The following is a 25,994-nucleotide window of genomic DNA, read 5'->3' as shown; positions in this document are numbered from 1 at the left end:
CCGCAGGTCCCTGGTTCGAGCCCAGGTGGGAGAGCCAAGATTCTGAAAAACCCACTCATTGCGAAGTGGGTTTTTTTATTCTTTTCTCTTTTATGATCCGTGTTTGATTTGAGTCAGTTTATATTCTTTGTGATTGGCTGTCTGGCAAGCTTTGCCTTAATTTGCCTGCTCTTCCCCCATCTGTTTACCCGCCAGAAGAAATTCTATCCCAAGCGTGTCATTACAGCTTTCGAAAGCAAGATGTTTACTCGCCTGAAAGATGCTTTTCCGCATCATCACATTCTGGCACAGGTCGCATTTAGTGCTTTGATCACACATGACAATATGAAAATGCGCAGCAAGTTCAACCGTAAAGTGACCGATTTTGTGGTGATGGACCGGGAATATAATGTAGTGGCGATTATAGAACTGGATGACCCTAGCCATATTGGCAAGGAACAGGAAGATGCGGAACGCGATGCGATGCTGATTGCTGCCGGCTACACAGTCATCCGCTACACTGAAATTCCAACGATCCGGCAGCTTCAAAGAGATTTGAGATAAATAGTTTAATGAGAGGAATTTGTTTCAGCTTCGGAAGCAGCTTGAGTTGCTTGAGCCGCCTGCTCTGCCTTTGATTTTTCAGCCGCTTCGCGTGCTTCAATCCGGGCAATCATGTCAGCCTGTTGCTGTTTATATTTTTCCTGATTTTTCGCATCACTATTAACAGCCAGAAATGCCATGGTCACCAAAAAAATCGGAACACATAAAGCCAAGGTTCCAAAGATAAGCAGTTTTTTGATACTGCGGGGTTTGGTCTGTTCCGACATAACGAGCCTACACTGATAACCTATAATCTTAAGCCACTATAACAAACTTAAATGATTGCTCAAGGCCTAGCATCACAAGGAATAAAAAGGAGCCGAAGCTCCTTTTAGGATTAAGGACTGACAGAAATACCTGAAGGCATATAGGTATTAATGAAGGTCAGCAGCTGGGTTCTGCTTTCTACAATAGCCTCGGTATGTGATGCGTCTTGTACCGGTACAAAAGTCACTGCGGTTCCCATATCTTCCAAGCCTTGTTGTAAAGTATTTGTCACTGGATACGGAACAGCCCTATCTGCAGTACCTTGAATGATCATCACAGGAACATTAATTTTTTCAGTTGCAGGCTGATTATTCTGAAGGAACTTTTCAACCGACGAATTATTCTGGAAGTTTTCTACTAATCCCGGATAGTCCACGACCGTTTTTTCCGGATTATTCACCAGATAATCATCAATATCTTGCATATATTCAGTAATCAGCGGCCCTAAACAAAGTCCATTTTCTCCAGTCGTGCCTTCTGCCTTTTCAGCCACAATCCCTGCACGGCTTGAAAATATATTGCGATAGTTAAAGCCTGGTTCATAAGCTTTAATCCCTACAGCCACATAAGCCGCATATGCCAGTAATTCTGCATAGACCGCTTTCGCAGCATTATCTTGTCCAGCCTCAACCAAAGCACTAAGCGCTTGCGGTGCTACTTCACTGATAATATAACCCAGACTTGAAGCCGGAGCTGCTGCCACTGCTGCCTTATAATTTGGATCTTCATCAGCAAACTGGGCTGTGGCAAGTGATGCATGTCCTCCCTGGGATTGTCCCACTGAGACCCAGGCACCATTAAATCGATTTCCTTGCTGTTCTTTAAAGGCTCTTACTGCATAGATAGCCGATTGTGCGGCACTTTTTAAATTTAAATAAGGATGAATCCCCCGAGTACCTAATCCTTCATAATCGGGTGCAACAATCACATATCCCTGTGCAAGCAAGCTGCTGGCTAATCCTCTAAAATTATTATTCAGCTGGTTATTACTTGGTGCACAAGAATCACCACTACCCACCGTGCCATGTTCCCAAACCACCACCCTCCATCCGTCTTGAGGTTGAGGTGTATTTGGATAAAACACCATGGCTGTCGCTTCAGCCCGTTCACCATTTACGTTTGGCATGTTATAGCGTATGACTTGAATATCTGACGCTTCAGGCAAGGTATCCTCATCATAAGACTGTTGACTTAAAAATACCCTTTCCTGTGGTCGGAACGAATCATTATCATCGTCATTACACGCAGTCATGAACAATGACATGGAACATACCAGTGCCAGACAGGTTTTTTTGAAACCGTTTTTCACTACATTATTCATATTCTAATCCCTTATTGTTGTTTATGATTTTCATGAAGAATCTTGAATTAAGCATAAAAAAAAGCACCCTTATAGGATGCTTTTGTTATGAATCGACAAGGTGCAGTTACAGAAGCGCGGCAAAGATTCCAAGGAAAATCATCAGCCCCACCCAACGGTTATGACGGAAAGCCCAGAAACAGCGCTGTGGGTCCTTATCTCGAGTTTTGGACCATTGATAAATAAAATCAATTGCGACGGCTAGAAGCCCCATCAGGCCAAATGGAACAAGCAAATCCTCAATCCATAATACCGTGCCAATCAAGACCAGACTTAGAACCTGTAAGGTACTAATGATCTGAATATCATGCTGACCAAATAAAATGGCTGTGGATTTTACCCCAATCTTCAAATCATATTCACGATCGGTAATCGCATATTGCGTATCATACGCCACGGTCCAGGCCAGATTGCCAAAATAGAGAAGCCAACAGGTTAAGTCCGGTGTCTGTCCCACTGCGGTATAGGCCATAGGAATGGACCAAGAAAACGCAGCTCCCAAAAACACCTGCGGCAAATGGGTATAGCGTTTCATAAACGGATAAATGAACGCTAAAAACAAAGCTCCAAAAGACCAGTAAAAGGTTTCTATCGGCAGGAAAAATAACAGGCAGGCACTGGCTGCGACGAGCACCAGAAAGACCATCACTGCTTCTTTAGCGCTAATAATACCGGTGGCCAATGGGCGAGTTTTGGTGCGTTCTACATGCGCATCCACTTTACGGTCGGCAAAGTCATTAATGGCACAACCCGCTGCGCGCATAAAAATTACACCTAGAATCATTAGCACTAGAATACTGAAATCAGGGACACCTTTTGCTGCGACCCATAGTGCCCACATGGTCGGCCAAAAGACCAGCTCTGTGCCAATTGGTTTATCAAAACGACAAAGATAATAATAGGCGCTCAGACGTTCACGCCAAGTAATTGCTTGTGCAGTTGCCATATCAAGTTAAGCCTGTTGATTTTGTATAAAGTGTTCAAATGCCGGTAAAAATGTTTCTTGTACAATAAATTTACAACCATGCCAAGTATAGCAGCTCTGGCGGGTCCAGCCCTCTTCCAGATAAATCACACGTCGCTCACAGTTTGGATTGGTCCGCTGGAATAATAGCCAGCCAATCGGCTTCGATCCAATGTGCTGAAAAATCCGCGCACGTTTTTGCAAGCTTAATATCGGAAATATACTTTTTGCTTTGACCCATGGCTGCTCTTCACAGCCATATAAATAACTTTCCCGCACCCAGGACGTATGCTGATGTGGCATCTGCATCCACCGCGCATCCACAAATTCCAGACGCTGAAAATGTTCCTGCTGTGGTTCTACCCGAAACTGTCCACTAGCCAGATCCGTTAATTGCTGCGTCAATGATCCTGAGGCATACAGCCATTCTCGAAGCGCAGCAGGTATATGCGGTCCATGTGGATTTTTAAATTTTACACTCACAACGTTATCAACTTCACGATTAGGCATTATCTGTCTTTGCAATGACTTCATATTTTCCATTTGGCAGCTTTTTCAAAATCATGCCATCTGTAGTGAGATAAAAACTTTGCGGGTATTCATAGTCCAAAGCCAGCTCAGGATGACGTAATGCCACAAACTCGACCTGCTTATAACCTTCAGGTGTACGCGCAACTTCCACATAGGTCACTTCAGAAAAATTCAGTTTAAAGCCTTTACTATGATCCTGAGGATCAATCCAGGGAAAAAAACCGGTATGTCTTTTACGTTGTGCCATAACTTCATATCTTTGATCAATAACAGCATCATACAAAAAAACCCGCACAAAGGCGGGTCTTTTTTACAGTGAAATTCAGATCAGAATTACAGGCTGTAGTACATGTCGAATTCAACTGGGTGAGTAGTCGTGTTCAGACGACGAACATCTTCAGTCTTAAGTTCGATGTAAGCATCAAGCATTTCTTTAGTGAACACGCCACCTTTAAGCAGGTAGTCATGATCTTCTTTAAGAGATTCAAGTGCCATTTCAAGGCTGTGCGCCACTGTAGGGATTTTCGCTTCTTCTTCAGGAGGAAGATCGTACAGGTTCTTGTCAGCAGCTTCACCTGGGTGAATCTTATTTTGGATACCGTCGATACCCGCCATCAACAATGCAGCGAAACCTAGGTACGGGTTCATCATTGGATCAGGGAAACGTGCTTCGATACGTTTGCCTTTAGGGCTAGAAACGTAAGGAATACGGATAGAAGCTGAACGGTTACGCGCTGAATAAGCAAGCATAATCGGTGCTTCGAAGTGAGGTACCAAACGTTTGTATGAGTTTGTAGATGGGTTAGTGATCGCATTCAATGAACGAGCATGTTTGATCACACCACCGATGAAGTACAATGCCATTTCTGAAAGGCCTGCATATTCATCACCAGCAAACAGGTTCTTGCCATCTTTAGAGATCGACATGTGAACGTGCATACCTGAACCGTTATCGCCTACCATTGGTTTAGGCATAAAGGTTGCAGTTTTAGCGTATTGGTGCGCAACGTTCCAAACAGCATATTTGAACTGTTGTACTTCGTCAGCTTTACGAACCATTGTGTTGAAGCTCACACCAATTTCTAACTGGCAAGATGCAACTTCGTGGTGATGTACTTCTACACGACCTGGGCCCATGATTTCTTCAATTTTTGCACACATATCTGCACGCATATCTTGATGAGAATCAACAGGAGGAACTGGGAAATAACCACCTTTAACACGTGGACGGTGACCAGAGTTACCTGCTTCGTAATCTTTACCAGTAGACCAAGCAGCTTCTTCAGCGATCAATGTGTGGCGTGCGCCAGACATGTCGATGTCCCATTTCACTTCGTCAAATACGAAGAATTCTGGTTCTGGACCGAAGAATGCAGTATCACCGATACCTGTAGATTTCAGGTATTCTTCTGCACGGCGAGCAATCGAACGTGGGTCACGTTCATAACCTTGACCAGTTGATGGTTCGATAACGTCACAAGTCACAACAACAGTTGGCTCTGCAAAGAACGGGTCGATGAAACCTGTTTCTGCATCTGGACGTAAGATCATGTCCGATGCTTCGATGCCTTTCCAACCTGCGATTGAAGAACCGTCAAACATTTTGCCGTCTTCAAACGTATCTTCATCAATACTGTCTGCTGGATAAGTAACGTGCTGTTCTTTACCCTTGGTATCAGTAAAGCGAAAATCGACCCATTTCGCGCCACTTTCTTGTATGAGTTGAAGGACCTTGTTCGCCATGCTCATTTTGCTCCGATGTTTTTTGTTGCACTCGCAAAGTGCGTGTTAGAAGTTGGTATCTATTAAGCAATTAGCGTACCAACTTTTAAAAGTATATCTAAAATCTTGAAATCTTTATAAGAAAACATAGGAAGATAAAAATACCTTGTCGCTATTATACTGTGACTTAAACTAAATGCACTATATTCAAGCATTCTTCCTGAGATTTGTTGCAGGTATTTTTTTAGCGCACCTAAATAGTGCGACGATTTCATATTAGGTAAGAATAGGAGCACTTTTCAGTGAGGATTTGCGTTTTTATGCTAATTTAGTTTAAAAAATATTCAATTTCGTTTAATTCTGGTTAATTTTTACCAGTTACAAAGCGCAATATGTAGGTTTATGTACTTAAAAATATCACTATTTTGAGTCACTTTTATTCAAATTGCCGATCTTATCGTTTGATTTATCCCATGCATTATTATTCAAATGATGTTTTTTTCAGCATCATTACTTTAATAATTTAAAACCTATTTATTTTTAATTTAAAAAAATAATAACTGCAATATTTATTTAAACTTACTTTTCGTCAGTTAATTACTTATACGCACATTTAAAATATTTAAAAGGCTGTGAGCTAATCACCAGGCTGAAAATTGAAAAATTATTGCGCCCGATGTGGCTATTTTTTGCTATGATGAGGCGTGCTTTATTTTCACACAATGAAATCAACGATTTAGTCGTGTATTCCCTAGACTTGCAACAAGTCCCGATAAAGCTCAATCTGGATCACTTTAGCACAGTTAAGTGCAATAATTTCAATAGGTTAAGCTCATGCTTCTAATGATCGACAACTATGACTCCTTTACTTATAACATCGTCCAGTATTTTGGCGAACTGAATCAAGAAGTAAAAGTAGTCCGCAATGATGCCGTGACATTGGAGGATATTGAGCGATGGCAACCCAAGTATCTGGTGATTGGTCCTGGTCCATGTTCGCCAAGTGAAGCGGGAATTTCGATTCCTGCCATTCAGCATTTTGGCGGCAAGATTCCCCTGCTCGGTGTTTGTTTGGGGCATCAAAGTATTGGTCAGGCTTTTGGTGGCGATATTATTCGTGCCAAACGCGTCATGCATGGGCGTTTGTCTGATATGTATCACAGCGACAAAGGTATTTTCAGCAACCTACCGAATCCTTTCTCTGCGACGCGTTACCACTCGCTGGTGATTGATCAGGCCACTTTGCCAGAATGCCTGGAAGTGACCTGCTGGACCAATGAAGAAGATGGCTCTATGGAAGAAATTATGGGGATTAAACATAAGACACTACCGATTGAAGGTGTGCAGTTCCATCCGGAATCAATCCTGAGCCAGCATGGTCATCAAATCTTTAAAAACTTTCTTGAAATTTACGCATAATGGGCAAAACGCAAGTCATGAATATTCAACAAGCTTTAAGCAATATTACTAAAAACATTCACCTGACTCAGGAACAAATGGAAGACGTGATGCGCACCATTATGTCTGGCGAAGCAACCGATGCCCAGATCGGTGCTCTGCTCATGGGTCTACGCCTGAAAGGCGAAAGTATTGACGAGATTACTGCTGCAGCACGTGTCATGCGTGAACTGGCAACCAAAATTGATGTCAGTGATGTCCCTCATCTGGTGGATATCGTCGGTACAGGCGGTGATGGACAAAACCTGTTTAACGTATCTACCGCTTCAGCCTTTGTAATTGCAGCAGCTGGTGCAACGATTGCCAAACATGGTAACCGTGGTGTTTCTACCAAATCAGGCTCTTCAGATTTACTGGAACAGGCAGGCATTAATCTTGATTTGAATATGCAGCAAACCGAACGCTGTATCCGTGATATTGGTGTGGGCTTCCTGTTCGCACCGAATCATCACAAAGCCATGAAATATGCGATTGGTCCACGTAAAGAACTGGGTATTCGCAGTATTTTCAACCTGCTCGGCCCGCTTACGAATCCGGCCGGCGTAAAACGTTTGGTCATCGGGGTATTTTCCAATGAACTTTGCCGCCCAATTGCAGAAGTCATGAAACAGCTCGGTGCTGAACATGTCATGGTCGTACATTCACGTGATGGCTTAGATGAAATCAGTCTGGCTTCTTCGACGCATGTGGCTGAGCTGAAAAACGGTGAAATCACTGAATGGGAAATCATTCCTGAACAGGTCGACATTGAATCGCAAACCTTAACTGGCTTAATTATTGAAAGTTCAGCAGAAAGTCTGGCTCTGATTAAAGATGCCTTAGGCAAGAAGAAATCTGAGATCGGTCATAAGGCTGCCAATATGATTGCCCTAAATGCCGGTGCTGGTATTTATGTATCAGGCCTGACTTCAAGCTATAAGCAAGGTGTGGCATTAGCACACGATATTATTTATGGTGGCCAGGCACTGGAAAAAATGAGCGTGCTGTCTGAATTCACCAAAACCATCAAACAATATGAAGCTTAATACGGTCAGGAATTTGAATCATGGTTGATATTGCAAATACAATTTTGGGTAAAATTGTTGATCGTAAGAAAGAAGAGTTCGCTCTTCGTTTGAAGCAGAAAAGCTATAAGGATATAGAAGAGTTAGCTCAAGGCGCGACACCTGTACGTGGTTTTGCTCAATCTTTAATGTCTAAACGTCCGGGTGTAATCGCTGAAATTAAAAAGGCTTCTCCGTCCAAAGGCGTGATTCGTGAAAACTTCAATCCTGCAGAAATTGCGGCACAATATCAGGATGCCGGCGCTGCCTGTTTATCTGTACTGACTGATGTGGATTTTTTTCAGGGTGCTGATGAAAATATTCAGATCGCCCGTTCGCACTGTGACTTGCCTGCGTTGCGTAAAGACTTCCTGATCGATCCTTATGGCGTGATTGAAGCGCGTGCACTACATGCAGACTGTATCTTGCTGATCGTGGCCTGTCTGTCTGATCAGCAGTTAGAGGAAATGTCTAAAACCGCATTTGAGCATAATCTGGATGTACTGGTTGAAGTGCATGATGAAGAAGAATTAGGACGTGCTTTAAAACTGTCTGATCGTTGTCTGCTGGGTGTGAACAACCGTAATTTAAAAACTTTTGATGTCGACCTGAATACATCACTACGTCTGAAAAAATTACTGGATCCTTCACGCCTGCTGGTCACTGAAAGCGGTATTGCGACCCCTGCTGATGTTTCGATGATGCAGGAACATGATATTCATGCCTTCCTGGTCGGTGAAAGTTTCATGAAACAGCCACGTCCAGATCATGCTTTCCGTGATTTATTCGGTGAGCCTGAATCGGTTTAAAATATTAAGTATAAAAAAAGCCCCATCTCAGCATGGGGCTTTTTTTATTTCTATTAACCAAATTCATTTAATACTGAGTTGAATGATCAAAATAAGAGATTAATTTTTCAAATTCTGGCAGTTCAGAATAGGACTCATCCGCCTTGATTTCATCTGCCCAATCCACCTTCGAGTTCAGACAAAAACTCAGTCTGTGCTGAATTTTGGGTGCTTGATCCAGAAGCCCTAAAGGAATCCAGATCAATGCAATTGTACCTACCTGATTCGGTACAGGCGAGCCACAGTGTTGACAAAAATGAGAACGAAATTCGGTCTCTTTTTGATAGCAGGAAATTGAAGTCTGTTCTGAGGTCCATTCAAAATATTGCTGATGAACTAAAGTTGCTGCATTCGCGGCCGTACCACTCTGTTTACGACATAAACTGCAGTGACAATGATACATGGCCTGAATATTCGTATTTACTTTGAACTGGACATCGCCACACAAACAACTGCCTGAATAACTCATTTTTTTATTTTCCAGGTTTGATTGATTTATATTTAAAGAGAGATGTTCCATCGAGGCAACTGTTAAGATGATAAAAGGAGAATATTCATGAATTATTTTCTATTTAAAGTTCATCAAGCTATACAATCTTAGAAAACTATTGAGAAATTAATGCTGGGTTTGGGATATGTTGTATTTAGTGCAATTCATTTCTCCTTTCAGTCATTTAAGACTATAATTTACCAAATTCAGTATCTCCCCCGTTTCCAGATTATGAGCAAACACGATTCTTCGCTTTCTAAAGATCAGTACAATTTACTCAAAGATCTTAAAAAGCAAATTAGTCATCCTCAGCCTAAGGCTGAACCTGTTGCCCCTGTCGTGAAAACAGCGGAGCAGGAACAGGAGGAAGACCTCGATCTATTTCGCAAGCAGATGCAAGGCGTACAAAAAATTGATGCCGGCAATATTGCGAAAATAGAAAAATCTCCCAAGAAAAAAGTCGATGCGCAAACTTTGGCCAAGCGTGCTGCTGCCGAAGGCCCCATGCATACCGATGAAACCGTCCTGTCTGATACTCAAGCCATGCTCAATCCGGTTGGCAGTCAAGCGAGCTTAAGCTACCGCATTGCGACCTTGCAGCATAAGGTTTTTGAAGATTTAAAAGCAGGCAATCTGCGCTGGTTCGAAGCTGTCGACCTGCATGGTTGTACGGTCGAAGAGGCACGTCAGGCTGTGCTTCAGATTATCCAGATCGCCAAAGATGAAAACCAGAACGTGATCAAGATCGTACATGGCAAAGGGCCGGAAGCGATTTTAAAAACTTATGTCAACGGCTGGTTACGTCAGCACCGTAATGTTCTGGCCTTTGTCAGTGCGCCTGAAAAACAGGGTGGCACTGGCGCAGTTTTAGTTTTGCTAAAACGTGCAGAAAAAAATCCAAAGTTTAAACAGTAAGCGGATTTACCCCCAAAATAAGGCATTGTAAAAGATTTCTGCTACAATGCCGTCCTTGTTCATTCTCAGTTTAAGTGAATACGTCATATGACTATGCAGCAATCTTACGCAAACATTCTTACTGCCGTTGGTGAAGATCTCAATCGCCCTGGTCTCAAAGATACGCCCGTGCGTGCTGCGAAAGCGTTTTCGTATTTAACCTCAGGTTATAGCCAGACTCTGGAAGAAGTGACCAATAGTGCGGTTTTTCCATCAGATAACCGTGAAATGGTTTTAGTGAAAAATATCGAATTTTATTCACTCTGCGAACACCATTTATTGCCATTTTATGGCCGTGTACATATTGCCTATTTACCTGAAGGCAAGGTATTGGGGCTGTCTAAATTTGCCCGAATTACTGAAATGTTTGCCCGTCGTTTGCAGATTCAGGAAAATCTGACCCAGCAAATCGCAGAAGCGGTTGCTGAAGTCACCAATGCACGTGGTGTGGCTGTGATGATTGATTCAGCACATATGTGTATGATGATGCGTGGTGTTGGCAAACAGGAATCGACGACGCGTACGGTGTCATTTATCGGTGACTTTAAAACCGATAAAGAAGTCCGCCGTGAGTTTTTAGGCGCTGTACCAGAAAGTTATTAATATAGATTCATACATGAAAGCCTCAATTGATATTGGGGCTTTTTTACACGATGAGGTTACGAAAATGTCATCTATTTGGATTGCGGGTCAAGGTTTAGGCCAGGCTGCAGAAAGTATCGATTATCCACGGCCAGACCGGCTGGTTAAAGGCAATCCTAAACGCCTGACCCAGAGTGCCTATCAACATCCCAATATGGATTGCGGAATCTGGCAATGTGAAGTGGGTGCGTGGAATATCGTATTTGCCGAGAATAAACAGGAATTCTTTCAGGTAATCGAAGGGATCGTCCGTTTACATGATGCTCAAAGACAATCCTTTGTTGAAATCAAGGCAGGTGAAGCCGGCATTATTCCACCCGGTTTTATTGGCACTTTTGAAGTGGTTGAAGCCGTTAAAAAATATTATGTCGTGGTAGAAAGTTAAAAGATAAGTACGAATTCAATATCTTCATCAGTTAAGGAATTTTGCAATCAATTCCTTAACTTTTCTACGTATTCATTCAATTTCTTAAAATTTTATCCCTACATTCTTTTCAAAAAGTTGTCTCATTAACTTAACTTCCCTAGTTTTAAAAATAAACAAATTGATGCTGCATAATTAATTTCCTGACTACATTTCCTGCCATGTTTAAATACAGATCTTTTGTATAGAAGGCTGCATGATCCAAGTGTATAAATTCTGGAAACAGCCATGAGTAGAAAACAGCCTGATCCGCCTAAACGCCCTTCACGTGTTCATTCAAATAGTTTTGACTATAGTCTAGATTTTAAAAAAATTGATTTCCGTAAACGTCCAGACTTATACCGGATTGGACGCGGTGAGCAAGGCGTGCTTTTAGTAGAACCTTATAAGTCGGAAATTCTGCCCCACTGGCGTTTTGCAGATGCGGAAAAAGCCCAAGCCAGTAGTGAAAAAATTTATGCCCTGTTTCTAGAATATTTAAAACAGGAAGATTTCGTCGGGGCCGATATGGCACGCAAGTTTTTACAAATGGGTTATACCCGCGCCCGACGTTATGCCAATCATAAAGGCGGCAAAAAATACGATGGTCCGGTTCCAGATGATAAAAAGGGTTTAAGTGGTGCGCATGGGCGTGAGGAATTGCCGCGCAGTTCTGAAGATCCGGTTAAAGCTGCTGCAGCGAAAATATTTAAACAAAAATGGGATGAAGCCAAAGTCCATCCCGAATATGTACGGCAAAAACAGCAATTTCAGGCTGCGATTCAGCAGCAAATTTTAAATTAGACAGACGCTTTTTGTGCGCCCTGAATTTGAGAAGGTTGCGCCAGATAGACCCTGTTACGCCCTGTATTTTTAGCCATATACAGTGCGGCATCTGCGGCATCCAGGAATCTTTGGTAATCTGGGTGACCATCAAATAACGCACAGCCGATACTAACCGTGAGTCTAAATTGCTGTCCTTGAGCCGTACTGATCAGGCCATGCTCTACATATTTACGGATATTTTCAGCAATATTCAGCGCGCGTCTTTCATCGGAATCGACCAGCAGCAGCAGGAATTCCTCACCACCGACACGGAATGCATAGTCACTACCCTGAATATATTTCTGTAAGGCATCAGCAATAAATTTCAAGGCCAGATCACCAGCTGCATGACCATATTTATCATTAATGGCTTTGAAGAAATCGGCATCAATCGCTAGCAAGGATAATGGTGTCTGGTTATCACGAGAGAAGTTGATTTCACGTGAAATAATGGTATTTAAATAACGGCGATTCAATAACTGGGTTAGAGAGTCATTTCCAGATTCGATGTAATCTGCAACCTGAAATAATTGATCGACCAAGTGCTGTATTTCACGGTTTAAATCACGAATACTTTGAATCAGATTCAGCATCTGATCTTTTTCAGTACATTCCAGCACTGCCTGATTTAGCGTATCGATCTGATAAATTCGCTCGATAATTAAATCGACCTGATCAGAACCGGTAAAGGCATAAGACGCCTTATGAATAAACCATAAGCCAAATTCTGACTTGGACAGCATTTGATGTCTAATGCCTGTAGTTCCAGAAAAGACCTTGAACATCAGCTCATTTTCCCAATCCAGCAATGAACTGCGCTGTTTATCTTTTTGTACCGCGACATCTTGCATTGCAGAAAATACCCGGTAACTGTGCTTCATTTCCTGATTCTGGACGGATTTCGCCTCATAGGAACGACACATAATTTCTGTGGCAAATCCCATGATTTGTACAATATAGCTACAGGTAGTAAGCATGTTCGGCTGCGGATTTAAACTCAGCAATTCAAACATTTTGCGCTGAATTTCTCGTACACCGCGCATAATCAGCCAGGATGGAATCCCGACGCGTGCATGCACATGTCCAACGATATTCTGTTTTTGCACGGCTTCTGCATAACGCTTATTCAGCGCCACACTGAAACTTTCTGAAAGCCATTGATGTAAAGTATCGCGTAAACGCTGCTGAATCAGCTCATCAGTAAAATATTGAGAGGCTTCTTCTTCCAGAAGCATATTTTTATAGAATTCTTCTACCAGTACCGACGAGTGGTCTTGAATAAACTGAAATGCGTGTAGCAAATCATCCGATGAATAATTTTGACAGATCTGCTTCCACTGCTCCGCCAGCATAGCCATACACTCATTATTCATATAACTTTTCCCGATACTTGCGATTCGCAGTGATCTTATGTGACAAATACAACAATATTCAGGCATTTTAATCCAATTACTGAATACAATCTTTGATAATATCGGTAGAAGTCTCCGAACATGAATTTATTTTAAACATTCAAATACAAGTCATTTGATCTATAAACTTCATTTACTCAATATTCGAGGTTATGTTAGCCAAATTAAAAATAATGGACTAAGCCCAGACTCCATTTTTCCCAGTCTTTCGATTCCTGTTGCTGATATTCCCAGCCCACCCGAATGGCATTTTGTGCATTCCAGGCATATTGCAACTGGTTTTTCAACTTCAGTTGCCACTGATGAGAATCTTCCCAATACGGCAGTTCCACCTGTACCAGACTATTGATCTGATCCGTCCAGATATTCTGACAACCCACCGTTGGCCCCATACCGACACGCCATCCTTTGTCAAGCGCTTTTCCGGCCTGCACATGATTTTGTAGCTGCACATAGCAGAGATGTTCACGTGCTTCATTTGCCCAGCTATAGCCACCCTGAACCTGAAAATTGGCTACGCCATGCTGCTGCTCGGTACTAAACTGACCATGCTGATCCAGTGCTTCCTGTTTCCAGCCCAAACTAAAACCCCAAGATAACGGCGCTTTAAATGCATTGATCGGGTTATAGGAATTCACTGTAAGTAGATCCAGGTGCTCCAGCTTCACGCGGTCATCACGGTATTGCAATGCACCATCCAGGAATAATAATTGGGTTCCTGTACGCAGCCCGCCTTGCGGATCCATGAGGTCGTGATAAGCCTGACGATGACCGAGCTGCACAAAAGTCTCACCCTGTACTTGCCCAGTTTCAAGAACGATATTTCGGGCATGATGGCTTTGAACCGGATCTATTTTTGGGCGCTCTGGCTGCTGACGCTGTTTGTCTATCGCCAACTGACTTCTTAGGCCCAATAATTTGCGAAAGCGCGGCTGGGCAAAAGATTCATCAACTTCTTGACGAAGAAAATCCAGATATAAATGGTCGTAGGCCATTTCCAGAATCTTGGCCTGATCTTCAGCCGGATAATTTTGCAGCATGGTTTCCATTTCAGAGGTTTCTGCATACGCTACCTGATGCGCAGTTTTTGCCAAGGATTTGCCATGTTGCCGGGCTTGAGCCAGTAATTGAGTTTCCAGTGCCGGACGGTAAATCTTTTTCCTGATCAGTCCCTGCTGTTCCACAACTTTTAAAGTTTCGACCGGAATCGCGGCGGTATCGAATTGCTGCTGCAAGTTCAGTTCAGGACGCACCAGATCAAAAAGCCCTAGTAGACGATAAGCACAGTTATCATTAATGAAATAATAAGGGAAACTTACCTGCTGCATTTCCCAGAGATGCTTCACCAGAAAACCGGTTTCTTCAGGTGTTAAATTAAGTTCATATTCCCATAAATCACGGCTTTCAAAGTCACCATATTCCTTGACTTTGCGGTAATACGGCATCAAGGAATATTCCCCCGGATATTGTCCGGTCAGCCCTTTCCAGGCAAAGGACCAGTTATCATTACTGTCAACTGTGGCAGCATAATTGACCGCATAAGAAACCAGATTCAGTTGCTGCTGGTCTTTGGGATCCAGACGCAGCAAAGTATGACCAAACATGGAGCTGGGATTACCCATATAATCGGTGGCATAAATCAGGGTCGCTTGATAAGGCTTGACTTCATTCATCCAGCGCTCAAAATCCGGGCAACTCGCTTCAGGCAATTGCTGTTCAGGAATATTCAGCTGTTGCATTAACCACTGACTACGCGCCGGAAATTTACATCGTACAGACTGATTGGGTTCTGCTGGCTCAAACAATGCCTGTATATTTTGCTCCAATTCAAGTTGCAGGTCTGTCTTGCTCTGCTTTGCCAGAAAATAGCCAGCATAGCTGACTTCACTTTTTCCTTCAGCATTGACATACATCAAACGCTGCCAGGTCGCGGTCTGGTGCAATTTTTTTTGTGTGGCTTGTTCTAGATAAGCTTGAATATCTGGAGAAATTTCGGATGCAAAACTTAGGGGACTCCACAGCAAGGCTGAGAGCAAAAAAGCATATTTCATTCAGTCAACGGTTCTTTTCAGTTTTTATTTATAAGAAAACCCTGCCAGGACAGCAGGGTTTTTACAGCGATACTTAGATATAAGCTTTTAATACTTCATCTTTAGCCATGACTGTTTGTAGAGTACTTAACACTTGTAAAGTATTCTGGTTTTCTTCTGAATAGATTTCAGAGAAATTCTGCTTAGATACAGTGAAGAAACGTGCTTTGTCTTCTGCCTTGATATTTAGCAGTTCAGCCAGTACATTCAGGCTTTCACCTTCACCTACGGCCATATCACGTGCCAATGCCTCAGCATTTTCATTGGTAAAAGTCACGACTTGAGCCGTTACTGTACCGCCCTGGCTACATCCTAAAGTACCGAAAGTAATACCCAGCCACTGGTTAGTAAACAGGACGTTTGTTGTACCTGCAAGCAGCTTAGGAATAATGCCTGACTGGCCTGCCCATACCTGGCTACCAATACCACAACCTACATCTCTATCCGCCATCGCCATACCAGAACCCGTTGCCAATACCACAGCGAGCATAATCTTTTTTAACATACTTATTCTCCGGTTATTCTCATGCATCTTTTGTTATTACGCTAATGATGTAATCTTCATTACACATTCAGGAGAGTAGCGGGAAGTCTAATTTGGCGCAATGAAAAAACTGTCTGATTTACATAAAGATAAACAGAATAGTTTTACCGGGTTTTTAGACTCCAGTTACCTTGAGAATTACGCTGTCCTAGAATCTTTAATACCAGCACCAGACTGAGCAATAAAAGTAAATACCAGGAACCGAGCTTGCCCCAACCGACCATGTGCCATTTTTCTACCTGGCTTGGATATAGCCAGATCTGATAAAAGGTACTGATGTTCTCAGCCACCCAGATAATGAAAGCCAAAATCAACAGGACAGGTAACATCGGCAGCTGAAAAGCATGCTGATTCAACTGAAATCGAATTCTGGTTTTCCAGAACATCACTACACTCCAGACAAATAACAGCAAGCGATAGTCCGGAATAAAGAATTTGCTCATGAAGTTGATGTAGGACAAGACTGCCAAGGCCAGCATGTGGCTAAAGCGCGGCAATTTTTCAAATGAAACTTGGTATAAGCGTAAGGAACGTGCAAAAAAACTGCCGACAGCCGAATACATAAAGCCGGCAAATAAAGGCACCGTCAGTATTTTAAAAATTGCAGGTTGCGGATATTGCCAGGATGCAATTGCCGGATGGGTCAGGAAAATTTCCATGACCATCGCCATGATATGGAACAAGGCAATTACTTTGGCTTCGGCCCAGGATTCCAGTTTGGTATAGAGCAATACCACCTGAATCAGTAAAGCGAAAAATAATAGATAGTCATAGCGGTAGAAACCATAAAAAAGTTCACTACCCATTGATGCGGTTTGTGCAAAAGCAAACAGGAGCAGAATCCCAAATAAGGCAGCCGAAGCTGCCTTATAGATAAATTCAAACCCTGATTTAAAAAAGTCGATCAAGGTTTACATCCTAAAGGTATTTAGCGCTGTACTCATGTACGGTATCAATAAATACTTTAGGATTGGCTGGATCCACCCACTGGGTAATGCCATGACCTAAGTTGGCTACATAACCGGTTTTTTCACCGTTAGCATAGGCATCATCCAGCATCAACTTGGTTGCTTTAGCAATCGCGTCTGGAGTGCCATATAAAGTTGCCGGATCCAGGTTGCCTTGTAGTGCGGCACGGCCTGCAACAGTCTGACGCGCAACATTAAGCGGTGTAGTCCAGTCCAGACCAAAAGCATCTGCACCGGTCGCAACCATTGGCTCCAGCCATTGACCTCCACCTTTGGTAAACAGAATCACTGGAATCTTGCGGCCATCTTTTTCACGTTGCAAACCTGCCACAATTTTCTGCATATAATTGAGTGAAAATTCAATATATTCACGATGAGCAAGTGCCCCGCCCCAGCTATCAAAGATCTGTACTGCCTGAGCACCTGCATCAATCTGGGCATTCAGATATTCAGTCACAGCATCTGCTAAACGTTCTAATAAAGCATGCAGAACCTCTGGCTGTGCGTACATCATGTTTTTAGTGAAGCGGAAGTCTTTGCTCGAACCCCCTTCAACCATATATGTCGCCAAGGTCCACGGACTGCCAGAGAAGCCGATCAATGGTACTTGCCCACCCAAAGCGGAACGAATGGTCGATACTGCATTCATTACATAATCAAGGTCAGACTTGGCATTGAATTTGGGTAAATTAGCCACATCCTGTTCAGTCCGCACAGTTTTGTGGAATTTCGGACCTTCACCTGCTTCAAAATACAGACCCAGACCTAAAGCATCTGGTACAGTCAGAATGTCCGAAAATAAAATGGCCGCATCCAGCTCATAACGGCGTAAAGGCTGCAAAGTCACTTCACAGGCAAATTCAGTATTTTTGCAAAGAGAAAGGAAATCCCCTGCTTTGGCACGTGTTTCTCGATATTCTGGTAAATAACGGCCTGCCTGACGCATCATCCATACAGGGGTAGTATCTACAGGTTCACGTAACAATGCGCGCAGAAAACGATCATTTTTTAAGGTCGTCATTCACTTTCCTATCTATCTTTGATATTGCCCACATCATAACAAAATGGCTGCATTTTGAATAACTTCTCATGACTTTAAAAACCGATCATGTTAAGTGATCAAATGTGAGGAATTACACAAAAGAACTACTGCATCTCCACATTTTTTCTGTAATACTTATAGTGTTTTTTCACATAGTTAACGAAATATTTTTAAGGTTGAGTTACATGTTAGTTCGCACAATGCTCGCTGTGAGTCTAGGTTGCATTTTCGCAGGTACTGTTTTCGCTGCGTCTACTGCTGAACAACCATTAAACCCCCAAGTTGTCACTGATGTTGCGGTTCAGGATCCGATTGATCCTTTAGCAACTGAAGCTTCGGCAGCACAAGCAGAAACTCGAATTAGTGCTCAAGAACAACAAGATCTGAAGAAAGCTTCTGAAGCATTAGATGTATTACAAGATACTGAAGACCAGACTGCCGATATCGGTGCTGCTCCAACCACGACTAAAGCACCGACGAATTCTGCTGCTGCGAAAGCATCTTGGACTTTAGACGGCCTTAATAATGCAAGCTGGTATGAAGATATTGGTAAAGGCCAATTTCCGGTATATGCACGTGCGCATGTCATGTTAAATAATGCCCATGCTTCTCCAGGTGCGATTGACGGTACTAGCGGTAAAAATACCTTGAAAGCGATCGCATCTTTCCAGCAAATGAATGGTATTAAACCAACCGGTACATTGACTCAGGAAACTTGGGATGCCCTATTGGCTAAACAGGGTTCTAAGCCTGCTTTTGTGGAATACACCATCACTGAAGAAGACCTGAAAGGTCCTTATGCCGAGTCTATTCCTTCTGACTATGCCTTACAGGCAAAAATGAAAGGTCTGTATTACACTCGCGTAACTGAAATGCTGGGTGAAAAATTCCATATGGATGAAGACTTTTTGAAAAAGTTAAATCCAAAAGCTACCTTCAAAAAAGCTGGGGAAAAGCTGATTGTTGCCAATATCCGCAATGAAGTTCCTGAAGATATTCATTTAATTGTGGCGCATAAAGGTGCTAAGCAGCTTTATCTGTTCAATAGCCGTAACCAGATGATCGCTTCTTTCCCTGCAACGATTGGCAGTTCGAGTACTCCATCGCCAACAGGAACTTATAAAGTGACTGGCGTAGCGAAAAACCCATGGTATAGCTACTCACCATCTAACTTTGTTCAAGGCAACAACAAGAAACCACTTTCTTTACCACCTGGTCCAAACGGTCCTGTAGGTAATATCTGGATCGGTTTAAGCAAAAAATCATTTGGTATTCATGGTACGCCAAATCCATCTGCAATCTCTAAAACTGCATCACACGGTTGTATCCGTCTGACTAACTGGGATGCGAATGATTTAGGCCGTAAAGTGAAATCAGGCGTAACTGTCCGTTTCCTTGAATAATCTTTATTTAAATACCTAAGCCCGCTTACGAGTGGGCTTTTTTATACCTGCTTTCTCTTATATCGTTGCAAAAATGCAATGATCTGTCGCCTGTTTATAATTTTTTAAGAATTAAAACAACGTTATGATGATCTCAAGTTAAAAATTAAAGTGAGATAAATCCATGAAAGCTTTTCTGCATCCAAGTGAAAATCGTGGTCATGTAAAAATGGGCTGGCTGGAGTCTAAACACAGCTTCTCATTTGGCAACTGGTACAATCCGAACTATATGGGCGTGAGTGCTTTACGTGTCATTAATGACGACCTGATTGATGCACATCGGGGCTTTGGTACCCATCCGCATGACAATATGGAAATCCTGACCTGTGTATTGAAAGGTACGATTACTCATCAGGACAGTATGGGCAATCATGGCGGTATTGCAGCAGGTGAATGGCAACTGATGAGTGCCGGAACCGGTGTGCGTCATAGTGAAATTAATCAGGGTGATGAACAAGTGCATCTCCTGCAAATCTGGATCATTCCGAATGAACGTGATGCTCAGCCGAATTATCAGCAAATTCGTCTGGATGCCAAAGAACAACCGAATCAATGGCATTTAATCTGTGGACCGAATGACAATGCACCCATGCACATTCGTCAAAATGCAGAAGTCAAAACAGCAGTGATCCAGCAAGGTCAAAGTCTAGATATTAAGGCAACCCAGCATATCAATTATGTACATGTGATTTCTGGCTCAGTACAAATTGCAGAATATACAGTTGAAGCTGGTGGTGCGATTGCCTTTATGGATGACGCAGAAATTAAAGCAATTGAAGATGCTCAGGTGATCTGGTTTGATTTACCAGAAGCTACCCATTAAAACTTCTATTTATATTCAGTCTATGCCGACTCATCATTTTGATCAGTCGGCATTTTTATAGAAAACATATAAAAATAAAAGTGATTCATTCTTTATAAGGATTTGAACTTCAATATACCACTATACAAATTAAACCAATTCACATCAGTTTTTTACCGAACAACAGCAAATTTTGGGCGAAGATTGAGCTGATCCATTTTGATTGGATCAATATAGCGAATGAATATAGCGAATGGCTGTTCTGGTCATTATCTTGTATAGATTAAACAGGTGTATGCACCTTTTCATTTATTCTGAATAAACCGAAGAGCACATCTAATGAACCAGATTTTAGAAATTCAAAATAGCCAGCAACAAGCTCTGCACTTTCTATTAAATTTTTTAAAACAACAGCAATATCAGTTTACCGCCATTACCCCACTTTCCCATCAACGGATTCTGGATCGTAAAAGAAGCGAAAAAAATAAATATAAAACCCTACAGGATATCTTTGGCTGGAATCTGGAATTTACAATTACCGATCTTGATCCTGTTCTTTTTTCATTATTATTAGAGCATCAGCTTTTGGAAGTTCAGGATAACGCATATAAAAGTCTGATCAGAGTCGCTTCACTCGAAGACGAATTATTTATTCACTCAGCCTTTCCCACCACCCAACAGGACGCTGTTTTTTTTGGTCCTGATACTTACCGTTTTGCCTATCATTTAAAGCAGTATTTATCTTGCCAGGCCAATTCTTTTAAACGGGCGGCTGAAATATGCTGTGGCACTTCTGCTGCTGCAATTCATATAGCTAAACATTTTCCAGATCATGAGGAAATCTTTGTCGCAGATCTGAATCCGAAAGCCCTTCTCTATAGCCAGATTAATATTGATTTTTCAGGTTTTAATTCGATTCATCCTGTGCAGAGTAATTTATTTTCTGGTCTTGAAGGTCAGTTTGACCTGATTTTTGCCAATCCCCCTTATTTAATTGATCCAGATCAACGGCAATACCGTCATGGTGGCAATGAACTGGATGGTAATGAATTGTCTTTTAAGATTATTAAACAGGGTTTACAACGACTCAGTCCAGATGGACGTCTATTTTTATATACTGGCGTCACTATTTGTCAGGATGGCAATCGCTTCTTACAGCATCTGGAAGCTTTGATGAAACAGCATCAAAATATTGACTGGTGTTATGAGGAAATTGATCCGGATATTTTCGGTGAGGAGTTAGAGCAACCTGCTTATCAACATGTAGAAAGAATCGCGCTAGCCCTGCTCAAGTTCGAAGTCAAAACTGATAGAACATGAAATTTCAACTCGGGTTGAGGCCATTTTTAAACTGCGGCCTAATTAAAACAAATAAAAATTAAATCAACCCACATCACATTTAAAATTATTTTTAATAATTATTTATCATTAAAAAACATATACTTAAATTAAATATTAGTTCTATTTTATCGACACTTACTTCTATAATTCTCATCTGATATTTACGACAACTTTAAAAATAATGTCGTCTTTTGGGTTATACCTTGGGGAAAATTGTGGAAAGAAATTATTTGAGGTTGAGAACAACCTTACTAGCCTTATCGCTATCGATGAGTCTGATTGCCTGTGGCGGAGGTGGCAGTAGCGGGACATCTTCTCCTGCAGAAACACCAGATTCTGCTGTTAATCCACCATCAACAACTAATCCATCTGATAACGAGGAATCATCCCCCTCACCTGTAGAAACACCTGATGGCAGTACACCACCTTTAAATCCACAAACGCCAACGACCACCCGGATTAATAAGGCATTGAGTACAGGTGATGCCCGACCTTTGATTCAGCAAGATTCCACCACATTGTTAGACTGGGCCTTGCAGCTCGCCAAGCAACAACAAACATGGCAAAAGGGTTTAATTACCTCACTCTATACCAGTTCGAATGGCAAAGTTTTGCAACCTCAACTGCAATTTACGCCAACTGCTTCGATTAATTTTTATCCTTATGATTTAAGCGCAGCTTTGCCAATCGCAGTTTCAGATCAAGCCTGCGGCTGGAATTTAAGTCAGCAGGCGAATAAAGGCTGTGGTCTGGGAGTCGCATCACAAATCAGTAAAGGCCGTGCGCTGGCTTTTGGCCAGAATATGCTTGGGGGAATCTCAGCGAATAGTCCTGACGTGGTAGATTTTGCACCCGTGCTCAACAATGGTTTTCGCTGGCTATTGACGGGGAAAACACAAGCACAGCCTAAACAAGAACTAAAACTTACCGTGAATGGTCTGGCACAAACCAACCTGAGCATGATAGAAAATATTTTGCCCAGCATTTAGGGGTTAAAGTTACCTTTCTACATTGTAATGTACTGGATCAAACCAATACCTGCTGGAAAGATGCTGACCTGATGATTTTAGGCAGTAATATCGGCGCCAATAATTTTGAATCCAGCTTGATTCAGGAATATCTGGAGGCAGGTAAGCCAATATATTTCCAGGCAATGGGTTATAACGTCACTACACCGATGGAAAAAATCTTTTCGGCATTGAAGATTGAGACCAATAATAATTACTGGCGTGGCCAAGATACTTTACTCATGTCTTCAGGACGTTCTATCACAGATCAATGGAATAAAGTGAATGACATTGATAGTACGATCCAAATGTTGGAATATTTCAAGTCACCAAGTGCGGCACGTCTAGGTGATTTAAATGCCAATAATCCGTTGATTCAAACCATCAATAAAGCTTCTACCAATCTACAAAATTTAAATGCACAAGGCATTACTGCATTTAGCGCAAAAAATAATAATCAGATTCTAAAAGCTTTGGTGTTATTGGCAGATCTCTGGCGTCCAGGCGTGAATTACAGCGGACTGTCGAAAAATAGTGATGCTCTAACTTTTATGCGTACTTATGCCAGTGATTCCTGGACGGACTATAAACGCAAAACCACATTGGTGAATCCAAATGGTGCTGGCGATTATATGCCAGCATCTGCACAAAATATGGCTGTCAGTGCTCAAGCCGAAACCATTACCGTGACCATTCCGCAAGGCAGCGGAATTACCGCAATTGGTCGTGCCAGCATTCCGGGCAAACCTGTCAGTATTGAGATTGTTGATGCTCAGGGTGCGCAGCTTTCAGTCCAGACCAGCTATTTACGTGCCTGGGGCAATCCCTTTGATGATGGCGGCTATAAACGTCCTCGCCGTCCCAATAGTTTCACCGTAAAATTAGACGCCACTCAAAGCAATGACTTTATTAGCCCGTTCGGTGGACCATTGATGTTGAATTACAGCAATGCCAAAGCAGGCTCGGTGGTGACCTTAAAAATCAAAGGCGCAGCAAAATATGCGCATTATGATTTTACTCAAATGATCACTGAAGCGGATATTAGCGAAGCCACCAGCATCCTGCAAAGTAGAAACTTCGGCTGGAACACTTTTAAATTTGTTGGTGGTGAAATTCAACAGACCAATGACTATGCTTTAAAAGCCATTGGTGATCGATCGGCACGTACCTATGTGGATCAGATTAAGGGCGTAATCTTTGACAGTAACCACATTGCCAACGGTTATAACAACATGCCGCTGGATAGCAGTACGGCACAGCGTTGTAATGAATTAGGCTGGGATTGTACCGGCACAGTTCATCGTGCCCCGAATGTTCAACATTTTGTGGGCTGGATTGCGACCTGTGGCTTCCTGTGCTCAGGAAATCCATCAGATGGGTCAACTGGCATTGATACCGGTTGGGGCTGGGTGCATGAACTGGGACATAATACTGTTCAGGATGTCTTAACCATGGTATTCCCTTCCACTGAAACCGGGAAAACTATTGGTTGCGTAGTGGAATGTAATAACAACATTCTGGCAGGCCTAAGCATGATGCGTAAATATCATCTATATGCTCAGGACAGTAATGCCAGCAATTTCCGTCACCCAACTTTATATGCCAATATCAAGGATACACGAAGTCTTGGTCTGTCAGGTGAGGCACAACGTGCCGCCATGGAAAAACGCTTATGGCAAGATGGCTATCATGTATCGATGCAGGCTTTCCATATCCAGATGGCCATGAACTATACCCGTTTACATCAAGGTAAATCACGACCTGATCTTCAGGGTGTATTTGAGTTCATACGCCTACTGAATACGGCACAACGTTTATATAACCAGATCGATTTAAGTAAAGCTTCTCAAGCAGATAAGAATAAACTGGGACTAGCTGCATTTAATGCGAAAAACATGAGCCGCCCTGACCTGATTTATGTACTCAGTTCAAAAATCATGGGCTATGACCTAAAAGATTTCTATGCACTTTATGGCTTGCCTGTAACTGCAACCGCACATGCTTCAGTCGCCATGCTTAATCTGCCTACCGCACCTTTGTATTTCTATGCGCAACCAGATGGCGGTTCAAATCGCCTGGCAACAGGACAATGGCTCACCATTCCAGCAAACGGCCCTCTCCCTAACTATCCTTACTAATTGACCAATTTAATATAAAAAAATCCCGGCTTCGGCTGGGATTTTTTATAGCAGAACATTTTCATGATCTGTGTATTAGCGATCAGTGAGAACTAAATAAATAGCTATTTATTTTTCTTGTCCCGACTGCCTTCAAGGATTTCAATTAAGCTCAGATTGATATTTCTCGCCAGTTTTTTTAATTTCTCTCTCGGTTTTCCTCTGCAAAGAAAGCGGAAACTATAAAGCTCATCTTTATAAGAAATTACATAGAAAAAAGTTCCTACTGGCTTTTCTTTGGTTTCTGTCCCGCCTCTTTTTAAGAGTCCTGTACAGGCAATATAAATATCAGAATAAAACATTTTCTTGGCTTTTCTGACCATTTCCTGCGTGACTTCCATAGATTCCGGCGTATATTTTTTAATAAATTCAGGTTTGATTTTTAAAATATTCTCTTTGACACCCATGTCATAACAGACCAGTCCGCCATATAAAATATCACCCGAATATTTATTTTGGGAAAATCGGTAAGCCAGGTAACCTGCTGATGCACTCTCTAGAAAAGTAATACTTAATTTTTTTTTGGCGAGTAATTTTATACATTTATTCATAGAGTAAACTCCTGACTTTATGATCATCTATTGAGTATTAAATATTCAAAAATAAAAGATTAAATACTTAGCGTCTGAATGTCCTAGCAAAACCAAAACTGAACTGCCCTTGCTCACCATCTTAAACCTGCTGTATATCCTCAGTCATTTATATGACTTAAGTTCATACCAACGAAACTTATAATAACCTTGACGGGTTTTAACTCTGATTGGCTTTCTGATTTGATGTGTATTAGATTTTTTATAGGTTCATGATAGTTGTATGCCTAAAAGCATAAATAGTAGAAGATATAAAATATAGATCACTGAAATGATGGCTAAGTCGATTTAAGTGTGAACTAAAATGTGCTTATTAATTCAGGGTTTATTTATAAGACGATGAATAGGTTTAATTAAGAAGTGAATAGATCTCTTTCATAAATCAAAAAACGATCTTCTTTTTGGTTAATATTTGCACTCCGGATTTCTTAGCATTCGTGCATAATCTGCGGATGAAATACATCGATTCAAACAAGCTTTCTGATCCTCA

Annotated in this window: 25 protein-coding genes and 1 pseudogene; 13 read left to right on the top strand and 13 right to left on the bottom strand. The window is 41.9% G+C overall.

What is annotated here, in order from left to right; all coding sequences use genetic code 11:
• The first annotated feature begins 99 nt into the window (after nucleotides 1-99).
• Nucleotides 100-543 carry a DUF2726 domain-containing protein gene (locus FTU00_RS09470; protein ID WP_034702854.1) on the top strand — a complete coding sequence of 148 codons (444 nt, stop codon included), beginning with the start codon at nucleotides 100-102 and terminating at the stop codon, nucleotides 541-543.
• Nucleotides 544-548: 5 nt separating this feature from the next.
• Here the strand turns inward: FTU00_RS09470 and FTU00_RS09465 are convergent, their stop codons facing one another.
• The 6 genes from FTU00_RS09465 to glnA all read right to left on the bottom strand — a co-directional run bounded on the left by FTU00_RS09465 (nucleotide 549) and on the right by glnA (nucleotide 5,453).
• Entirely contained in the window at nucleotides 549-809 is a 261-nt protein-coding gene (locus FTU00_RS09465; protein WP_180179611.1) for a hypothetical protein, read from the bottom strand.
• 110 nt (nucleotides 810-919) lie between these two features.
• Nucleotides 920-2,170, bottom strand: coding sequence for a S9 family peptidase (locus FTU00_RS09460; protein ID WP_180179610.1), 1,251 nt, complete (start codon nucleotides 2,168-2,170; stop codon nucleotides 920-922).
• A 106-nt stretch (nucleotides 2,171-2,276) separates the two neighbouring features.
• Nucleotides 2,277-3,155 carry a 4-hydroxybenzoate octaprenyltransferase gene (gene ubiA / locus FTU00_RS09455; RefSeq protein WP_180179609.1) on the bottom strand — a complete coding sequence of 293 codons (879 nt, stop codon included), beginning with the start codon at nucleotides 3,153-3,155 and terminating at the stop codon, nucleotides 2,277-2,279.
• Between the two features lie 6 nt (nucleotides 3,156-3,161).
• Entirely contained in the window at nucleotides 3,162-3,683 is a 522-nt protein-coding gene (locus FTU00_RS09450; RefSeq protein WP_125279763.1) for a chorismate lyase, read from the bottom strand.
• Entirely contained in the window at nucleotides 3,676-3,951 is a 276-nt protein-coding gene (locus FTU00_RS09445; protein ID WP_125279762.1) for a hypothetical protein, read from the bottom strand. Before FTU00_RS09445 ends, FTU00_RS09450 begins: the two co-directional genes overlap by 8 nt.
• A gap of 86 nt (nucleotides 3,952-4,037) precedes the next feature.
• Nucleotides 4,038-5,453, bottom strand: a complete 1,416-nt coding sequence (gene glnA / locus FTU00_RS09440; protein WP_171064793.1) for a type I glutamate--ammonia ligase — start codon at nucleotides 5,451-5,453, stop codon at nucleotides 4,038-4,040.
• A gap of 807 nt (nucleotides 5,454-6,260) precedes the next feature.
• Here glnA and FTU00_RS09435 point away from each other — a divergent pair.
• Genes FTU00_RS09435 through trpC form a run of 3 tightly spaced genes read left to right on the top strand, consistent with a single transcriptional unit; the run spans nucleotide 6,261 to nucleotide 8,736 of the window.
• The gene (locus FTU00_RS09435) at nucleotides 6,261-6,845 is read left to right on the top strand and encodes an aminodeoxychorismate/anthranilate synthase component II (RefSeq protein ID WP_004782771.1); all 585 of its coding nucleotides are present in this window, start codon (nucleotides 6,261-6,263) and stop codon (nucleotides 6,843-6,845) included.
• A gap of 17 nt (nucleotides 6,846-6,862) precedes the next feature.
• Nucleotides 6,863-7,909: an anthranilate phosphoribosyltransferase gene (gene trpD, locus FTU00_RS09430; RefSeq protein WP_034590018.1), complete on the top strand. Its 1,047-nt coding sequence runs from the start codon at nucleotides 6,863-6,865 to the stop codon at nucleotides 7,907-7,909.
• Nucleotides 7,910-7,929: 20 nt separating this feature from the next.
• Nucleotides 7,930-8,736 (top strand): indole-3-glycerol phosphate synthase TrpC, encoded by an 807-nt coding sequence (trpC, locus tag FTU00_RS09425; RefSeq protein ID WP_159124402.1) that lies wholly within the window; start codon nucleotides 7,930-7,932, stop codon nucleotides 8,734-8,736.
• 67 nt (nucleotides 8,737-8,803) lie between these two features.
• Here the strand turns inward: trpC and FTU00_RS09420 are convergent, their stop codons facing one another.
• Nucleotides 8,804-9,244 carry a GFA family protein gene (locus FTU00_RS09420; RefSeq protein WP_180179608.1) on the bottom strand — a complete coding sequence of 147 codons (441 nt, stop codon included), beginning with the start codon at nucleotides 9,242-9,244 and terminating at the stop codon, nucleotides 8,804-8,806.
• A gap of 252 nt (nucleotides 9,245-9,496) precedes the next feature.
• Here FTU00_RS09420 and FTU00_RS09415 point away from each other — a divergent pair, with 252 nt between their 5' ends.
• The 4 genes from FTU00_RS09415 to FTU00_RS09400 all read left to right on the top strand — a co-directional run bounded on the left by FTU00_RS09415 (nucleotide 9,497) and on the right by FTU00_RS09400 (nucleotide 12,068).
• Nucleotides 9,497-10,180 carry a Smr/MutS family protein gene (locus tag FTU00_RS09415; protein ID WP_180179607.1) on the top strand — a complete coding sequence of 228 codons (684 nt, stop codon included), beginning with the start codon at nucleotides 9,497-9,499 and terminating at the stop codon, nucleotides 10,178-10,180.
• Between the two features lie 93 nt (nucleotides 10,181-10,273).
• Nucleotides 10,274-10,822 (top strand): GTP cyclohydrolase I FolE, encoded by a 549-nt coding sequence (gene folE, locus FTU00_RS09410; RefSeq protein WP_171064799.1) that lies wholly within the window; start codon nucleotides 10,274-10,276, stop codon nucleotides 10,820-10,822.
• A gap of 64 nt (nucleotides 10,823-10,886) precedes the next feature.
• A complete protein-coding gene (locus FTU00_RS09405; RefSeq protein ID WP_180179606.1) occupies nucleotides 10,887-11,246 on the top strand; it encodes a cupin domain-containing protein in 360 nt (119 codons plus the stop codon).
• A gap of 267 nt (nucleotides 11,247-11,513) precedes the next feature.
• Entirely contained in the window at nucleotides 11,514-12,068 is a 555-nt protein-coding gene (locus tag FTU00_RS09400; protein WP_180179605.1) for a DUF4385 domain-containing protein, read from the top strand.
• Here FTU00_RS09400 and FTU00_RS09395 read toward each other — a convergent pair.
• The 5 genes from FTU00_RS09395 to hemE form a co-directional block, all read right to left on the bottom strand.
• Nucleotides 12,065-13,462 (bottom strand): diguanylate cyclase, encoded by a 1,398-nt coding sequence (locus FTU00_RS09395; RefSeq protein ID WP_180179604.1) that lies wholly within the window; start codon nucleotides 13,460-13,462, stop codon nucleotides 12,065-12,067. The two genes, FTU00_RS09400 and FTU00_RS09395, sit on opposite strands and share 4 nt — an antisense overlap.
• A gap of 203 nt (nucleotides 13,463-13,665) precedes the next feature.
• A complete protein-coding gene (locus FTU00_RS09390; protein ID WP_180179603.1) occupies nucleotides 13,666-15,552 on the bottom strand; it encodes a DUF4105 domain-containing protein in 1,887 nt (628 codons plus the stop codon).
• A gap of 73 nt (nucleotides 15,553-15,625) precedes the next feature.
• Nucleotides 15,626-16,096 (bottom strand): DUF3015 family protein, encoded by a 471-nt coding sequence (locus tag FTU00_RS09385; protein WP_004782788.1) that lies wholly within the window; start codon nucleotides 16,094-16,096, stop codon nucleotides 15,626-15,628.
• Nucleotides 16,097-16,239: 143 nt separating this feature from the next.
• Entirely contained in the window at nucleotides 16,240-17,043 is an 804-nt protein-coding gene (locus FTU00_RS09380; protein WP_180179602.1) for a DUF817 family protein, read from the bottom strand.
• A 10-nt stretch (nucleotides 17,044-17,053) separates the two neighbouring features.
• Nucleotides 17,054-18,124 (bottom strand): uroporphyrinogen decarboxylase, encoded by a 1,071-nt coding sequence (gene hemE / locus FTU00_RS09375; protein WP_179992059.1) that lies wholly within the window; start codon nucleotides 18,122-18,124, stop codon nucleotides 17,054-17,056.
• A 206-nt stretch (nucleotides 18,125-18,330) separates the two neighbouring features.
• Between hemE and FTU00_RS09370 the strand changes: the two genes are divergently transcribed.
• The 5 genes and pseudogenes from FTU00_RS09370 to FTU00_RS09355 all read left to right on the top strand — a co-directional run.
• Nucleotides 18,331-19,548 (top strand): L,D-transpeptidase family protein, encoded by a 1,218-nt coding sequence (locus tag FTU00_RS09370; RefSeq protein WP_180004225.1) that lies wholly within the window; start codon nucleotides 18,331-18,333, stop codon nucleotides 19,546-19,548.
• A gap of 163 nt (nucleotides 19,549-19,711) precedes the next feature.
• Nucleotides 19,712-20,410 carry a pirin-like bicupin family protein gene (locus FTU00_RS09365; protein WP_180179601.1) on the top strand — a complete coding sequence of 233 codons (699 nt, stop codon included), beginning with the start codon at nucleotides 19,712-19,714 and terminating at the stop codon, nucleotides 20,408-20,410.
• A 318-nt stretch (nucleotides 20,411-20,728) separates the two neighbouring features.
• Nucleotides 20,729-21,709 carry a class I SAM-dependent methyltransferase gene (locus FTU00_RS09360; protein WP_180179600.1) on the top strand — a complete coding sequence of 327 codons (981 nt, stop codon included), beginning with the start codon at nucleotides 20,729-20,731 and terminating at the stop codon, nucleotides 21,707-21,709.
• A 251-nt stretch (nucleotides 21,710-21,960) separates the two neighbouring features.
• Complete coding sequence (locus tag FTU00_RS15590; protein ID WP_257229804.1) at nucleotides 21,961-22,719, top strand: hypothetical protein; 759 nt, start codon at nucleotides 21,961-21,963, stop codon at nucleotides 22,717-22,719.
• A gap of 17 nt (nucleotides 22,720-22,736) precedes the next feature.
• Nucleotides 22,737-24,875, top strand: a pseudogene (locus tag FTU00_RS09355) (ImpA family metalloprotease); the annotation flags it as partial.
• 104 nt (nucleotides 24,876-24,979) lie between these two features.
• Here the strand turns inward: FTU00_RS09355 and FTU00_RS09350 are convergent.
• Entirely contained in the window at nucleotides 24,980-25,465 is a 486-nt protein-coding gene (locus tag FTU00_RS09350) for a CinA family protein (protein WP_034706081.1), read from the bottom strand.
• Nucleotides 25,466-25,994: the final 529 nt, after the last annotated feature.

The organism is Acinetobacter sp. YH12041, assembly GCF_013419975.1.
Classification (GTDB): domain Bacteria; phylum Pseudomonadota; class Gammaproteobacteria; order Pseudomonadales; family Moraxellaceae; genus Acinetobacter.
This window is presented reverse-complemented; position numbering and strand designations above follow the sequence as displayed.

Coding starts and splice junctions, on each gene's coding strand:
- FTU00_RS09465 (WP_180179611.1), bottom strand. CDS start 809: ATGTCGGAACAGACCAAACCCCGCAGTATCAAAAAACTGCTTATCTTT.
- FTU00_RS09460 (WP_180179610.1), bottom strand. CDS start 2,170: ATGAATAATGTAGTGAAAAACGGTTTCAAAAAAACCTGTCTGGCACTG.
- ubiA (WP_180179609.1), bottom strand. CDS start 3,155: ATGGCAACTGCACAAGCAATTACTTGGCGTGAACGTCTGAGCGCCTAT.
- FTU00_RS09450 (WP_125279763.1), bottom strand. CDS start 3,683: ATGCCTAATCGTGAAGTTGATAACGTTGTGAGTGTAAAATTTAAAAAT.
- FTU00_RS09445 (WP_125279762.1), bottom strand. CDS start 3,951: ATGGCACAACGTAAAAGACATACCGGTTTTTTTCCCTGGATTGATCCT.
- glnA (WP_171064793.1), bottom strand. CDS start 5,453: ATGAGCATGGCGAACAAGGTCCTTCAACTCATACAAGAAAGTGGCGCG.
- FTU00_RS09435 (WP_004782771.1), top strand. CDS start 6,261: ATGCTTCTAATGATCGACAACTATGACTCCTTTACTTATAACATCGTC.
- trpD (WP_034590018.1), top strand. CDS start 6,863: ATGAATATTCAACAAGCTTTAAGCAATATTACTAAAAACATTCACCTG.
- trpC (WP_159124402.1), top strand. CDS start 7,930: ATGGTTGATATTGCAAATACAATTTTGGGTAAAATTGTTGATCGTAAG.
- FTU00_RS09420 (WP_180179608.1), bottom strand. CDS start 9,244: ATGAGTTATTCAGGCAGTTGTTTGTGTGGCGATGTCCAGTTCAAAGTA.
- FTU00_RS09415 (WP_180179607.1), top strand. CDS start 9,497: ATGAGCAAACACGATTCTTCGCTTTCTAAAGATCAGTACAATTTACTC.
- folE (WP_171064799.1), top strand. CDS start 10,274: ATGCAGCAATCTTACGCAAACATTCTTACTGCCGTTGGTGAAGATCTC.
- FTU00_RS09405 (WP_180179606.1), top strand. CDS start 10,887: ATGTCATCTATTTGGATTGCGGGTCAAGGTTTAGGCCAGGCTGCAGAA.
- FTU00_RS09400 (WP_180179605.1), top strand. CDS start 11,514: ATGAGTAGAAAACAGCCTGATCCGCCTAAACGCCCTTCACGTGTTCAT.
- FTU00_RS09395 (WP_180179604.1), bottom strand. CDS start 13,462: ATGAATAATGAGTGTATGGCTATGCTGGCGGAGCAGTGGAAGCAGATC.
- FTU00_RS09390 (WP_180179603.1), bottom strand. CDS start 15,552: ATGAAATATGCTTTTTTGCTCTCAGCCTTGCTGTGGAGTCCCCTAAGT.
- FTU00_RS09385 (WP_004782788.1), bottom strand. CDS start 16,096: ATGTTAAAAAAGATTATGCTCGCTGTGGTATTGGCAACGGGTTCTGGT.
- hemE (WP_179992059.1), bottom strand. CDS start 18,124: ATGACGACCTTAAAAAATGATCGTTTTCTGCGCGCATTGTTACGTGAA.
- FTU00_RS09370 (WP_180004225.1), top strand. CDS start 18,331: ATGTTAGTTCGCACAATGCTCGCTGTGAGTCTAGGTTGCATTTTCGCA.
- FTU00_RS09365 (WP_180179601.1), top strand. CDS start 19,712: ATGAAAGCTTTTCTGCATCCAAGTGAAAATCGTGGTCATGTAAAAATG.
- FTU00_RS09360 (WP_180179600.1), top strand. CDS start 20,729: ATGAACCAGATTTTAGAAATTCAAAATAGCCAGCAACAAGCTCTGCAC.
- FTU00_RS09350 (WP_034706081.1), bottom strand. CDS start 25,465: ATGAATAAATGTATAAAATTACTCGCCAAAAAAAAATTAAGTATTACT.